The following is a 12395-nucleotide window of genomic DNA, read 5'->3' as shown; positions in this document are numbered from 1 at the left end:
CGTCTGACAGCGGGAGTAACCGCGGGTACTAGCCTCGGCGTACATGGCTCGCCTTCACCTCTTCGACCTCGACGGAACACTGCTGCATGGCACGGCCGCCCCGGTCGAGATCTCTCGCCAACTCGGCCTGGAGGCCGAGATCGTGGAGCTTGAGCGGCTGTTCGTGACGCGTCGCGTCGACTCGCTGGAGTACGCGGTCCGGGTGCGTGCCTTGTGGGCGGAGCTCACGGAGGCGCAGGTGGTGGCCGCGTTCGAGGGCGCGCCCTGGCTGTCCGGAATTCCCGAAACCTGGGCCGAGATCAGAGAGAGGGGCGATTACGCCGCTGTTGTCTCGCTCTCGCCGTCATTCTTCGTTGAGCGGCTCCTCGATTGGGGTGTTCACGCCGCATATGGGTCGCGTTTTCCGGCTGTGCCGTTCACTGAGGCGGTAAATCCGGAGGGCATTCTCACCCCGGCGGCCAAGGTGAAGATCATGGACCGGCTCTGTGAAGAGTTCGGCGTGCGGCGCGGGGGCTGCGTCGCCTATGGAGACTCGGTCTCGGACCTGGATCTGTTCGGCGCGGTGCCGGTGTCCGTCGCGGTCAATGCGGACGAACGCCTCGTAAGTCTGGCCACGCACTCTTATGTGGGGAGGGATCTCCGCAAGGCTTACAAATTGGTGCGGGGGTCCGTTAATTGCGGCAATTGACCGGTGTCGCGTGCTGAATTCCGTATGAAGGACAGGGGGACTTGTGTGTCGAGAGGCTGCCGGTATGGTCGAGTCCGGTTCACGCCCAGTGGGCGTCTGCGCACCTCGCGAGGCATGAGCGCAGGTCAATGCAGCCTAACGGGGCAAAGAGATCGAAGACCCGGACTTCTCGTTATCCGGCCGACGCGACACGAGTGGATGGGATGCTGCGGTGAGATGACTGCGTCCAATGTCACATTCTGGGCTACTTGTCCGTAGGGTCCGGGAATCCGGGGTTCAATGTGGCCACATTGGCTGCCGAGGCAGAGCGGGGAAAACAAGCCTTCCGCTGGGGAAGTGCGCAGACCGACTGAGAGATGTTCGAGGCGAGGCACACGATGGACGCTCCGACCACCAAGTCGGCCGACAACGAGGCTTCCGGCGGGGGTGACAGCGGCGGAGGCGGCTGGTTCACCCCGCGCAAGCCGCCGGTGCGTACGGACGCGGCGGAGCCCGAGGCACCCGAGGGACGCCGCGCCACACCCATACGTCCGCTCGGCAGGCCCGGTACTGCCCGCACGGAGGCAGGCGACGCCGCCCCGGTGGAGAGCGACGAGCCGGTGGCGACGGAGGCCGTAGCGGAAGAGGCTCGAATATCGACCGCCGCGCCGGAACCCGATGCTCCCTCCGGCCCCGAGCCGACCGAGCCCACCACCCCGCGGCCCGCGCCTGAGTCCGTCACCTCCGAGCCTGCGTCCACCGCGCCCGTCGCCTCCGCGCCCGTACGGGACGATGCCTCCCCCGACGCGGTCCTGGTGCAGCGCACCATGGCCGAGGTGGGCCCCGTCGCCGACAAGGTGACCTCGTACTTCTACGCCCTGCTCTTCACCCGGCACCCCGAACTCAGATCGCTGTTCCCCGCCGCGATGGACACCCAGCGGGACCGGCTGCTCAAGGCGCTGCTGACGGCGGCCGAGCACATCGACAACACCGACGTACTTGTCTCATATCTGGAGAACCTCGGCCGGGGGCACCGCAAGTACGGCACCCGGCCCGAGCACTACCCGGCTGTCGGTGAGTGCCTGATCGGCTCCCTGAGCCGGTACGCGAGTGCGATCTGGGACGAGGAGACCGAGGCCGCCTGGGTGCGGACCTACACGACGATCTCCCAGATCATGATCGACTCGGCGGCCGAAGATGAGCTGCGAGCCCCCGCGTGGTGGTACGCGGAGGTTGTCTCGCACGACCTCAGGACGCCCGACATCGCGGTCGTCACGGTCCGCACCGACCAGCCGTATCCCTTCCTCGCGGGTCAGTACACCAGCCTGGAGACGCCGTGGTGGCCGCGTATCTGGCGGCACTACTCGTTCGCCTCCGCACCCCGCCCGGACGGGCTGCTCTCCTTCCACGTGAAGGCGGTTCCGGCGGGCTGGGTCTCCAACGCCCTGGTGCACCGCGCCCGCCCCGGCGACGTGCTGAGGCTCGGCCCGCCCGCCGGCTCCATGACCGTCGACCACACCACCGACAGCGGGCTGCTCTGCCTCGGCGGCGGCACCGGCATCGCGCCCATCAAGGCGCTCGTCGAGGACGTCGCCGAGCACGGCAGGAGGCGCCCGGTCGAGGTCTTCTACGGTGCACGCACGGACCACGACCTGTACGACATCGACACGATGCTGCGACTCCAGCAGACCCACCCCTGGCTGGCTGTCCGCCCGGTCGTGGACCAGCAGGCCCAACTGCCCGACGCCGTGCGGGAGTACGGCCCCTGGAATGAGTACGACGCGTATCTCTCGGGCCCGCCCGGCATGATCCGCAGCGGTGTGGACGCCCTACGGGACATCGGGATACCGGCCGGGCGGATCCGCCATGACTCGGTCGAAGAGCTGGTGACCGCAGGCGACTAGGGCCCGCCCGGCAGGTCTTGCCGCGATCGGGCCCTAGCCCAGGTCGGGGGCGTGCATCGCGCGGACGCCCTCGATGTTGCCGTCCAGATAGTGCCGCAGCGACAGCGGCACGAGGTGGACCGAGGCGATCCCCACCCGGGTGAAGGGCACCCGTACGATCTCGTACTCCCCGCAGGGCTCTTCGACTTCGGGGCCGTGCCGCTGTCCCGTGTCCATGGACGCGAGGCGGCAGACGAAGAAGTGCTGGACCTTCACGCCGGTGGCGCCGCCGTCCTCGCCGATGTGCTCCACGGTGTCCACGAAGCAGGGCACGACATCGGTGATCTTCGCGCCGAGCTCCTCGTCCACTTCGCGATGGAGCGCGTCGACGACGGTGGCGTCCTCGGGCTCCACGCCGCCGCCAGGCGTGACCCAGTACGGGTCGACGCCGGGCTTGGTCCGCTTGATCAGGATGAAGTCGTCACCGTCCAGCAGGACGGCGCGTGCGGTGCGCTTGACCACGGGTCGGACGGTCATGGGAGAAATGTGGCCCGGTCCGTTCCACGTGAAACATCCCGGTCCGGCAATCGCCGGGTCATGCCCAGTCGACGGCGGCGCGCAGCAGCCACTCGTGGGCCCGTGCGATGTGCGGCATCGCGAGGGTGCCGGTGCGCGTCGCAAGGAAGTAGGTGCGCAGCGGTGGCACCGCGGGGTCGAGGAGGGCAACGATCTCCCCGCGTTCCAGGGCGGGTGCGCACAGATAGCGGGGCAGGACGGCGAGCCCGGCTCCCTTGGCCGTACAGGCGAGGACGGCCCGCAGGTCGGGCACGATGACGGATCCGGATGCGGCGGGCCGGGAGTCGAAGACCGCGGCCCAGTAGCGGGCGACGAACGGCAGGGATTCGTGCACCTCGACCACCGGGAGGTTCTCCAGGACAAGGGCCCCCTTGCGGCGCAGCTTGCCCGGTCCGATGCGGGCGGCCCAGCGCTCCCCCGCGACCAGGACGTGCTCCTCGTCGCAGAGCGGGGTCGCGGTGAGCAGGGCGCCTCGGGGGCGGGCCGTGGAGATGGCCAGGTCGTGGTGTCCGGCGGCGAGCCCTTCCAGGACCTCGTCGGCGTTCCCGAACGAGGCGCGGAGTGTGAGGCTCTGGCTGTCGTGGCGGTCCGGGGCGGTGAGCGCGGGCAGGGCGCGTTCCGCGATGAACTCGGGAGGCCCGGCGAGGTGCAGCGTGCGGACCGACGACTCCTCGTCGAGGCCGGTCTCGGCGATCTCCACCAGGGCGTCCAGGTGGGGTGCTGCCTTGTGCGCCAGCTCGTCCCCGATGCTCGTCGGCGTCACCCCGCGCGCCTGGCGGAGGAAGAGCGGACGCCCCAACTGCCGCTCCAGGGTGCGGATCTGGGAGGTCACGGCGGGCTGCGACAGGCCGAGCAGGGCGGCGGCGCGGGTGAAGGAGCCGGCCCGGTGCACGGTTACGAACGTGCGCAGCAGGGCCAGATCCATGTCGACGCCCTCCCCTTCCAGGGCCTCTGCCCTGTCGGATGCGCGCCCAACTATAAATATGTCGATAGGTTTCTGTCGCTACCGTGATTGGACACTGACACAGAGTCAACTAGCCTTGTTCGCGCGGTTCTTCGCGCGCAGAACCGAAGACGTCCCGAGCCACGAGGGGGGAGGCTCGGGACGTCCGTTGTACGTAGCCCGGTACTAGGCGCGATCCACCGGACCGGCCCAGGTCAGCAGCGGAAACCGGTCAGTCGGCGGACTCGTCGAGCGCGCGCAGCACATCGGCCACCAGGTCCTCCGCGTCCTCGGCGCCCGCGGAGAGGCGGATGAAGCCCTCCGGGACCGCGTCGCCGCCCCACCGGCCCCGGCGCTCGGCCGTCGACCGGACGCCGCCGAAGCTCGTCGCGTCGTCCACGAGGTGCAGCGCGTCGAGGAAACGCTCGGCACGCGCGCGCGTGGGCAGCGTGAACGAGACCACGCAGCCGAAGCGGCGCATCTGCCGGGCCGCGGTCTTGTGCGAGGGGTCGTCGGTCAGCCCGGGATAGCGGAGCCCGGTCACCTCGGGCCGGGCGCGCAGGGCCTCGGCGACGGCCAGGGCATTGACGTTCTGCCGGTCGGCGCGCAGCTGGAGCGTGGCGAGCGAGCGGTGGGCGAGCCACGCCTCCATGGGCCCCGGAATCGCGCCGACGATCTTGCGCCAGCGCCGTACGGACGTCGCCAGGGCGGCGTCGCGGCAGGCGACGTAGCCGAGAAGGATGTCGCCGTGCCCGGTGAGCTGCTTGGTGCCGCTGGCCACGGAGAAGTCGGCGCCGAGTTCGAGCGGGCGCTGACCGAGCGGGGTGGCCAGGGTGTTGTCGACGGCGACCAGGGCCCCACGCGCGTGGGCCGCGTCGGCGAGCCGGCGCACGTCGCAGACGTCGAGGCCGGGGTTCGAGGGTGTCTCGATCCACAGCAGCCGCGCGCCGTCGAGGACGTCGAGCTGGGCGTCGCCGCCGGTCGGGGCGGTGCGCACCTCGATCCCGTATGCGGTGAGCTGCTCGCGGACCAGGGGCAGCACCTGGTAGCCGTCGTCCGGCAGCACGGCCACGTCACCGGCGCGCAGCTGCGAGAACAGGACCGCGGAGATCGCGGCCATCCCGGAGGCGAAGACCAGTGTCTCCACGCCCGCCGCCGACCCGTCCAGGCCCGCCACCGACCCGTCCTCGCCGGACACCCGGCCCGGCGCCTCCAGCTCGCCGATGGCCCGCTCCAGGTGCGTCCAGGTCGGGTTCTCGTCCCGCCCGTACGCGTATCCGCCCGTGGGGTCGCCCGGCAGGTGGAAGTGGGCCGCGAACACGGGCCCGGGGAGCGTCGGTTCGTGCTTCACGGGGTCCGGCAGACCCGCCCGTACCGCCCTCGTGCCGTCGCCCGTCGCGCCGGCTCCCGCCGGGGTGTCCGTCATGCCGCCCGCCCTTCCACTGCGTCACGTACCGCGTCGAGCAGTCCGTCGCTCGCCGCCTCCACCATGGTGAGGCACTCCTCGAAGCCGTCGAGACCGCCGTAGTAGGGGTCCGGCACATCGAGGTCGTCGGCGGCCGCGTCCGGGTCGTACGAGCGCAGGAGCCGGACCTTCGCCGCGTCGGCCGGGGTCGGCGCGAGGTGGCGCAGGGCTCGCAGATGGCCGCCGTCCAGCGCGATCACCAGGTCGAGGCGGGCGAACCAGGAGGACTGGAACTGGCGGGCCGTGTGCTCGGTCCCATAGCCGTTCCCGGCCAGGACGGAGACGGTGCGCGGGTCCGCGCCGTCGCCCTCGTGCCAGCCTCCGGTGCCCGCGCTGTCGACCTCCACCAGGCCGTCGAGCCCGGCCTCCGCCACCCGCGCGCGGACGACGGACTCGGCCATCGGCGAGCGGCAGATGTTGCCGGTGCAGACGAAGCACACGCGATAGGGCGTCGCAGGCACGCGGCCTCAGTCCTCGTCGTCGGGCAGGACGACGTTCATCGCCCAGGACACGATCGAGATGATCAAGCCACCCAGTACGGCGGTCCAGAAGCCCTCCACATGGAAGTTGAGGTCGAACTTGCCGGCCAGCCACGAGGTGAGCAGCAGCATCAGGGCGTTGACCACCAGCGTGATCAGGCCGAGGGTCAGGATGAACAGCGGGAAGGTGAGCACCTTCACGACGGGCTTGACGAGAAAGTTGACCAGGCCGAAGAGCAGGGCCACGACAAGGAGCGTGAGCACCTTCTTGCCGGTGTTGTCGCCGGTCAGCGTGATCTTGTCGAGGAGCCAAACGGCCACGGCGAGTGCCGCGGCGTTGGCGATCGTCTTGACTAGGAAATTCTTCATGTGTCTGATCGTGGCAGACGCAGGGGACGAGCGGCGGGGCTCACTGATCAGCACAAGGGGCGTACGAGGGCGATGAAGGCATTCCGACTGGACGAGCTGGAGGCGGAGCGCGCCGCCAACGACGGGGCATATCTGCAGTTCCTGCGGGAGCGGAACATGTCGGTCGGCCTGTACGCGCTCGACGCAGGGGAGACCGACCCCCAACAGCCGCACCGGCAGGACGAGGTGTACATGATCGTGAGCGGCCGCGCTTCGATCACCGTCGGCATGGAGACGACGCAGGTGGCCCGGGGCAGCGTCGTGTACGTGCCTGCCGGGGTGGCGCACAAGTTCCACCACATCACCGAGGACCTGCGGGTCCTCGTCGTCTTCTCGCCGCCCGAAGCCTGATCCCTCCCGCGCCTCTCCGCCTCTCGGCTGACGTTCTCAGGGCTTCGACCTCGGGGTTCCCTAGGGGAAAGCATCAGGGGAGGACAAGGGACCCGAGGGCCCCGCAGCGCCCTTTCCCCGCCTAGCATCGAATGCAGAAAGTCGGAGAAGCGCCCGGAAGCGACAGTGCGGAGCGCGTGGATGCAGCGATGCAGAGGAGAGAGGTAAGGACGATGGCAATGCGGGAGATCTTCGCGGGCATGCCGTGGTGGGTGAAGTGGATCGCGGTGCCGGTCATCGCCCTGGTCGTGTTCGGCGGGCTGATAGCGAGCGTCGTCGGATTCGTGATCGGCCTGCTCTTCAAGGTGCTCATCTTCGTCGCCCTGGTCGGCGGACTCATCTACGTCGTACGGAAGTTCATATCCGGCTCGTCCTCGTCGCGCAGCGATTGGTGACGTCTGGCAACGGTTCGCTCAGGCGGGGGAAGTTTCCCGGCAGCGCGCCGGGGAGCGGTGGCCAAGGGTTAGAGTCCGAAAACCGACGCGGGGCGAGCCCCGCCGGCGGGCGCACCACCCTCTCCCGTGTTTCCCGGGCACGGGCGGAAACCCCCACGCGCTTCGGGAGTGAACCTTGGCCATGGTTGACACCACGTCCGCTGCCCTTCCGGCCGGCGACGCACGGCCCCTCGACGAAGGGCAGTTGGGGGCGCCACCCGCTCCCGTGGCCCCCACCCTCATCGGCTCCGTGCAACGTGCGATGCGGCTCCTGGAAGCCGCCTCGTCGCACCAGTACGGCGCCCCCGCAAAGCAGTTGGCCCGGGAATCCGGGCTCGCCCTCCCCACGGCGTACCACCTGCTGCGCACGCTGACGCACGAGGGCTATCTCCGGCGCGAGAAGGGCGTGTTCGTGCTCGGCGAAGCGTCCGAGCAGCTGAGCAGCAGCGGAGCGCGGCACCATCGTCTCGGCATGATCGGCAAAGCCCTGGAGCACTGGCGGGACGCCATCGGTGTCCCGGTCTACTTCGCCGTCTACCGCGAGGGCGAGATCGAGGTCGTGGGCGTCGCGGACACCCCCGCCAATCCGGCCGTGGAGGAGTGGGCCGACTTCCGGGAGACCGGGCACGCCCACGCGATCGGCCAGTGCCTCCTCGGCCAACTCGGCGACGAGGAGCGCCAGGACCACCTCGACCGCTACCCCGTGCAGTCCATCACCCGGTACTCGGTCCGTGACCACCGGACCTTCCTGCGGCGGCTCGACGGCATGCGGCGGATGCAGCCGATCGTGGAGCGACAGGAGTACGCGCTCGGCACGGTCTGCGCCGCGATCCCCATCACCGCGGGAAACACGGCCGCCACGATGGCCATTTCCCTTCCGTCCAATCAAGCCGATCGACTACTCCCCGCAGCCAGGCAGTTGCAGAGTGAGATCGGAAAGCTACTAGGGACACTCGCCTTCTCTATCAGCATCTGAAAACTCACTCCTTGTGATTTGGTGTGCACGTTAAGCAAGATGCCAGCAGTGTCAGGGAGTTGGTTCCTGGCCATGTGATGGCAATGACGGGGTAGGCGATGCGTGAGTCGGTCCAGGCAGAGGTCATGATGAGCTTCCTCGTTTCCGAGGAACTGTCGTTCCGTATTCCGGTGGAGCTGCGCTACGAGACGCGTGACCCCTATGCCGTGCGCCTGACCTTCCACCTCCCCGGCGATGCCCCCGTGACCTGGGCCTTCGGCCGGGAGCTGCTGGTCGACGGGGTGGGCAGGCCGTGCGGGGACGGGGACGTGCACATCGCGCCCACCGACCCGGACCTGCTCGACGAGGTCCTGATCCGTCTGCAAGTGGGCGGTGACCAGGCGCTGTTCCGGGCCGGGATCCCGCCGCTGCTCGCCTTCCTCGACCGTACGGACAAGCTGGTGCCGCTGGGCCAGGAGCGGGCCCTTGCCGGCTTCGACACCCACCTCGACGAGGCGCTCGACCGGATCCTCGCCGAGCAGAGCGCGGGCTGACCTTGGTTCAACCGGCACCGCGGGATGGCAGATCGGTGCATTTTGCCGACGCGCCCCCCGCGAAGGCCGGGGAAGCAGCGGTCAGCGCTTGCGGCGGCGCCCCCTTCCGCCGCCGCGCCCCGGGCGGCCCCCCGCAGTCGTGGGGGCCGCCCCGGCCAGGGAGCCCGAGCGGTCGGCGGAGACCACCAGGGCCGCGAGGGCGGTGGTCACCGGCACCGAGGCGACCAGGCCGATGGAGCCGACGAGGGTGCGCACGATCTCCTCGGCGACCAGCTCGCTGTTGGCCACCGTGCCGACGCTGCTCTGTGCCACCGAGAAGAGCAGCAGCAAGGGCAGGGCCGCACCCGCGTACGCCAGGACGAGGGTGTTGACGACCGAGGCGATGTGGTCGCGGCCGATGCGGATGCCCGCGCGGTAGAGGCCGCGCCAGCCCATCGTCGGGTTGGCCTGGTGGAGTTCCCAGACGGCGGAGGTCTGGGTCACCGTCACATCGTCCAGGACGCCGAGCGAGCCGATGATGACGCCCGCGAGGAGCAGGCCGCTCATGTCGATGGACGGGTAGAGGCCGTGGATGAGGCCGGTGTTGTCGTCCGTGTTGCCGGTCAGGGCGGCCCAGCCGATGAAGACGGAGCCGAGGAGTCCGATCAACAGGAGGGAGATGAGGGTGCCGATGACCGCGACGGAGGTGCGGGCCGTGAGTCCATGGCACATATAGAGCGCGATCAGCATGATGGCGCTCGCCCCGACCACCGCGACGACCAGCGGGTTCGAGCCCTGCAGGATCGCGGGCAGGATGAAGAAGGTCAGGATCAGGAAGCTCACCGCGAGGGCGATCAGGGCCATGAGGCCCCGCATCCGGCCCACGACGACCACGGCGAGGGCGAAGATCCCGGCGAGCAGCGCCATGGGGACCTTGCGGTTCACGTCGGTGACCGAGTACTGCAGGTTCTTGGGGGCCTTCGGCTCGTAGGCGACCACCACGCCCTGGCCCTGGTGCAGCTTCCGGGGCGAGTCCGGCTGGACGATCTCCGTGAAGGTGCGGCCCTTGTCCTTGCCGCTGGTCACCTTGATCGTGGCCTTCTCGCAGGTCCCGTCCGCCCGTTGCTGAGCGGTCCGGCCCTCGGCGGTGGAGGTGTCGCCGTTGGGCGGGGTCTGCGAGGCGTTCACGTCCTTGCAGGAGACCTTCTCGACCTCGGTCACCGTCGCGGACTGCGTCTGCCGGTCGAAGCCGACACCGGTCCGCTCATGGGCGGGCGTGCCGCCGGGCCACAGCACCGCGAGGCCCACGACGACCGCCGTCGCGAAGGGGATCAGGACGGCGGCGATGACCTTGCGCAGATGGCGCGAGACCGGGGCGGCCGGACCGTGGCTGTGGGAGTGGCCGTGCCCGTGCGCGTCCTGGCCCGGTGGCCTGGTCGGCGGGCCGGACGGCGGGCCGGACGGGGGCCCCGGGGGCGGTGGCTGGGTACTGGTCACGGCCCGATCATCGCAAGAACGGTGGGGGCCCTCTGTTCAGCGCGCCCGGTATGACGCTAGCGTGGGGGCACCTTTGCAATCGCGGGAGCTCGGAGCACCGGGCTGAGAGGGCGCTGAACTCCGTACGACATCGGCACAAGCCGGTACGGAATCCGCTGCGTCGACCGCCGAACCTGTTACCGGGTAATGCCGGCGTAGGGAGTAGGTCTCATGACCACATCGGACGCACGCACGCCTGCCTCGACGCAGCAGCAGAACGACGAGGCCGGGACGTCCATCGGCTGGCACAAGGCGTACATCGAGGGCTCGCGCCCCGATCTGCGGGTGCCGGTCCGGCAGGTGCACCTCACCAACGGCAAGGCCGTGACGCTGTACGACACTTCGGGCCCGTACACCGACCCGGCCGCCGACACCGACGTGCGCAGGGGCCTCACGCCGCTGCGCGAGAACTGGATCATCGCCCGGGGCGACACCGAGGAGTACGTGGGGCGCCCGCCCCGCCCTGAGGACGACGGGATCAAGCACACCTCGCCCCGCGGTGGCCTGAAGAACCTCGACGCGGTCTTCCCCGGCCGTCCGCGCCAGCCCCGCCGGGGCCGGGACGGGAAGGCCGTGACGCAGCTCGCGTACGCCCGGCGCGGGGAGATCACTCCCGAGATGGAGTTCATCGGGATCCGCGAGAACATCGACCCCGAGGTGGTCCGCGAGGAGGTCGCCGCCGGTCGCGCGGTGATCCCCGCCAACGTCAACCACCCCGAGATCGAGCCGATGATCATCGGCAAGCGGTTCCTGGTGAAGGTGAACGCCAACATCGGCAACTCCGCGGTCACGTCCTCCATCGAGGAGGAGGTGGACAAGATGACCTGGGCCACCAAGTGGGGCGCCGACACGGTCATGGACCTCTCCACCGGCCGCAACATCCACACCACCCGCGAGTGGGTCCTGCGCAACTCCCCCGTGCCGATCGGCACCGTGCCGCTCTACCAGGCCCTGGAGAAGGTCGACGGCCGCGCCGAGGAGCTGACCTGGGAGATCTACAAGGACACGGTCATCGAGCAGGCCGAGCAGGGTGTGGACTACATGACGGTGCACGCGGGCGTGCGCCTCCCGTACGTCCCGCTCACCGCGCGCCGCAAGACCGGCATCGTCTCGCGCGGCGGCTCGATCATGGCGGCCTGGTGCCTCGCGCACCACAAGGAGAGCTTCCTCTACGAGAACTTCGAGGAGCTCTGCGAGATCCTCGCCGCGTACGACGTGACGTACTCGCTCGGTGACGGCCTGCGGCCCGGCTCGATCGCGGACGCCAACGACGAGGCGCAGTTCGCGGAGCTGCGGACGCTCGGCGAGCTCAACACCATCGCCAAGCGGCACAACGTGCAGACGATGATCGAGGGCCCGGGCCATGTCCCGATGCACAAGATCAAGGAGAACATCGACCTTCAGCAGGAGATCTGCGAGGAGGCGCCGTTCTACACGCTCGGCCCGCTCACCACGGACATCGCGCCCGCCTACGACCACATCACCTCCGGCATCGGCGCCGCGATGATCGGCTGGTGGGGCACGGCGATGCTCTGCTACGTGACGCCGAAGGAGCACCTGGGTCTGCCCAACCGCGACGACGTGAAGACCGGTGTCATCACGTACAAGATCGCCGCGCACGCCGCCGACCTCGCCAAGGGGCACCCGGGCGCGCAGGACTGGGACGACGCGCTGTCGGACGCCCGCTTCGAGTTCCGGTGGGAGGACCAGTTCAACCTGGCCCTGGACCCGGACACGGCACGGGAGTTCCACGACGAGACGCTGCCCGCCGAGCCCGCGAAGACGGCGCACTTCTGCTCGATGTGCGGGCCGAAGTTCTGCTCGATGAAGATCTCCCAGGACATTCGGCGCGAGCACGGCGGCGACCTCGCCGCGCCGACGTCGCCGACGTCCGCGGAGGAGATCGAGGCCGGGATGGAGCAGAAGTCGAAGGAGTTCGCGGCGGCCGGCAACCGCGTGTACCTGCCGATCGCGGAGTAGTGGCGCAAGGGCGTACACATGCTCCATGGGGCGCGGGCCTCGACGAGGCCCGCGCCACGTGCCCTTCTACAGAGACGCCGCGGTTAAGGGGCCAAGGTGGTGCGATATTGGGTCATCGCTGCGGGCAACACGGGGGGCCATAATGC

General features: G+C 69.6%; 13 protein-coding genes and 1 riboswitch. Of the genes, 7 read left to right on the top strand and 6 right to left on the bottom strand.

Annotation, left to right across the window (positions count from 1 at the left end):
- Nucleotides 1–43 precede the first annotated feature (43 nt).
- Complete coding sequence (locus tag ACFWYM_RS02750) at nucleotides 44–688, top strand: HAD family hydrolase (RefSeq protein ID WP_384829144.1); 645 nt, start codon at nucleotides 44–46, stop codon at nucleotides 686–688.
- A 377-nt stretch (nucleotides 689–1065) separates the two neighbouring features.
- The gene (locus ACFWYM_RS02745) at nucleotides 1066–2571 is read left to right on the top strand and encodes a globin domain-containing protein (RefSeq protein WP_384829142.1); all 1506 of its coding nucleotides are present in this window, start codon (nucleotides 1066–1068) and stop codon (nucleotides 2569–2571) included.
- Between the two features lie 33 nt (nucleotides 2572–2604).
- Here ACFWYM_RS02745 and ACFWYM_RS02740 read toward each other — a convergent pair whose 3' ends face one another.
- The 5 genes from ACFWYM_RS02740 to ACFWYM_RS02720 all read right to left on the bottom strand — a co-directional run bounded on the left by ACFWYM_RS02740 (nucleotide 2605) and on the right by ACFWYM_RS02720 (nucleotide 6382).
- Nucleotides 2605–3087 carry an NUDIX domain-containing protein gene (locus tag ACFWYM_RS02740; protein WP_384829140.1) on the bottom strand — a complete coding sequence of 161 codons (483 nt, stop codon included), beginning with the start codon at nucleotides 3085–3087 and terminating at the stop codon, nucleotides 2605–2607.
- Nucleotides 3088–3145: 58 nt separating this feature from the next.
- Nucleotides 3146–4051 carry a LysR family transcriptional regulator gene (locus ACFWYM_RS02735; protein WP_384829138.1) on the bottom strand — a complete coding sequence of 302 codons (906 nt, stop codon included), beginning with the start codon at nucleotides 4049–4051 and terminating at the stop codon, nucleotides 3146–3148.
- A gap of 250 nt (nucleotides 4052–4301) precedes the next feature.
- Complete coding sequence (locus ACFWYM_RS02730) at nucleotides 4302–5495, bottom strand: cystathionine gamma-lyase (RefSeq protein ID WP_384829136.1); 1194 nt, start codon at nucleotides 5493–5495, stop codon at nucleotides 4302–4304.
- Nucleotides 5492–5995 carry a low molecular weight protein-tyrosine-phosphatase gene (locus ACFWYM_RS02725; protein ID WP_384829134.1) on the bottom strand — a complete coding sequence of 168 codons (504 nt, stop codon included), beginning with the start codon at nucleotides 5993–5995 and terminating at the stop codon, nucleotides 5492–5494. The genes ACFWYM_RS02730 and ACFWYM_RS02725 overlap by 4 nt, the downstream gene beginning before the upstream one ends.
- A 6-nt stretch (nucleotides 5996–6001) precedes the next feature.
- Complete coding sequence (locus ACFWYM_RS02720) at nucleotides 6002–6382, bottom strand: phage holin family protein (RefSeq protein ID WP_384829132.1); 381 nt, start codon at nucleotides 6380–6382, stop codon at nucleotides 6002–6004.
- 72 nt (nucleotides 6383–6454) lie between these two features.
- On the opposite strand from ACFWYM_RS02720, the gene ACFWYM_RS02715 reads away from it, so the two are divergent.
- The 4 genes from ACFWYM_RS02715 (at nucleotide 6455) to ACFWYM_RS02700 (ending at nucleotide 8754) form a co-directional block, all read left to right on the top strand.
- The gene (locus tag ACFWYM_RS02715; protein ID WP_384829130.1) at nucleotides 6455–6772 is read left to right on the top strand and encodes a cupin domain-containing protein; all 318 of its coding nucleotides are present in this window, start codon (nucleotides 6455–6457) and stop codon (nucleotides 6770–6772) included.
- A 218-nt stretch (nucleotides 6773–6990) separates the two neighbouring features.
- Complete coding sequence (locus ACFWYM_RS02710) at nucleotides 6991–7206, top strand: DUF5326 family protein (RefSeq protein ID WP_384829421.1); 216 nt, start codon at nucleotides 6991–6993, stop codon at nucleotides 7204–7206.
- Nucleotides 7207–7495: 289 nt separating this feature from the next.
- The gene (locus ACFWYM_RS02705) at nucleotides 7496–8221 is read left to right on the top strand and encodes an IclR family transcriptional regulator (RefSeq protein WP_384829419.1); all 726 of its coding nucleotides are present in this window, start codon (nucleotides 7496–7498) and stop codon (nucleotides 8219–8221) included.
- A gap of 98 nt (nucleotides 8222–8319) precedes the next feature.
- On the top strand, nucleotides 8320–8754 hold the full coding sequence (locus ACFWYM_RS02700; RefSeq protein WP_384829129.1) for an SsgA family sporulation/cell division regulator: 435 nt from the start codon (nucleotides 8320–8322) through the stop codon (nucleotides 8752–8754).
- Nucleotides 8755–8835: 81 nt separating this feature from the next.
- Here ACFWYM_RS02700 and ACFWYM_RS02695 read toward each other — a convergent pair whose 3' ends face one another.
- A complete protein-coding gene (locus ACFWYM_RS02695; protein WP_384829127.1) occupies nucleotides 8836–10230 on the bottom strand; it encodes a YibE/F family protein in 1395 nt (464 codons plus the stop codon).
- A 71-nt stretch (nucleotides 10231–10301) separates the two neighbouring features.
- Nucleotides 10302–10448, top strand: a riboswitch (TPP riboswitch).
- Between ACFWYM_RS02695 and thiC the strand changes: the two genes are divergently transcribed.
- The gene (gene thiC / locus ACFWYM_RS02690; RefSeq protein WP_384829125.1) at nucleotides 10441–12249 is read left to right on the top strand and encodes a phosphomethylpyrimidine synthase ThiC; all 1809 of its coding nucleotides are present in this window, start codon (nucleotides 10441–10443) and stop codon (nucleotides 12247–12249) included. Its footprint overlaps the riboswitch before it by 8 nt.
- Nucleotides 12250–12395: the final 146 nt, after the last annotated feature.

The organism is Streptomyces sp. NPDC059009 (assembly GCF_042740175.1).
Taxonomy (GTDB): domain Bacteria; phylum Actinomycetota; class Actinomycetes; order Streptomycetales; family Streptomycetaceae; genus Streptomyces.
The sequence above is the reverse complement of the archived record's forward strand: the minus strand, read 5'-3'. Positions and strand labels throughout refer to the sequence as shown.

Excerpts from the sequence above, each read along its gene's own strand:
- ACFWYM_RS02745 (WP_384829142.1), top strand. The coding sequence starts at position 1,066 with ATGGACGCTCCGACCACCAAGTCGGCCGACAACGAGGCTTCCGGCGGG.
- thiC (WP_384829125.1), top strand. The coding sequence starts at position 10,441 with ATGACCACATCGGACGCACGCACGCCTGCCTCGACGCAGCAGCAGAAC.
- ACFWYM_RS02720 (WP_384829132.1), bottom strand. The coding sequence starts at position 6,382 with ATGAAGAATTTCCTAGTCAAGACGATCGCCAACGCCGCGGCACTCGCC.
- ACFWYM_RS02750 (WP_384829144.1), top strand. The coding sequence starts at position 44 with ATGGCTCGCCTTCACCTCTTCGACCTCGACGGAACACTGCTGCATGGC.
- ACFWYM_RS02730 (WP_384829136.1), bottom strand. The coding sequence starts at position 5,495 with ATGACGGACACCCCGGCGGGAGCCGGCGCGACGGGCGACGGCACGAGG.
- ACFWYM_RS02710 (WP_384829421.1), top strand. The coding sequence starts at position 6,991 with ATGCGGGAGATCTTCGCGGGCATGCCGTGGTGGGTGAAGTGGATCGCG.
- ACFWYM_RS02700 (WP_384829129.1), top strand. The coding sequence starts at position 8,320 with ATGCGTGAGTCGGTCCAGGCAGAGGTCATGATGAGCTTCCTCGTTTCC.
- ACFWYM_RS02735 (WP_384829138.1), bottom strand. The coding sequence starts at position 4,051 with ATGGATCTGGCCCTGCTGCGCACGTTCGTAACCGTGCACCGGGCCGGC.
- ACFWYM_RS02740 (WP_384829140.1), bottom strand. The coding sequence starts at position 3,087 with ATGACCGTCCGACCCGTGGTCAAGCGCACCGCACGCGCCGTCCTGCTG.
- ACFWYM_RS02715 (WP_384829130.1), top strand. The coding sequence starts at position 6,455 with ATGAAGGCATTCCGACTGGACGAGCTGGAGGCGGAGCGCGCCGCCAAC.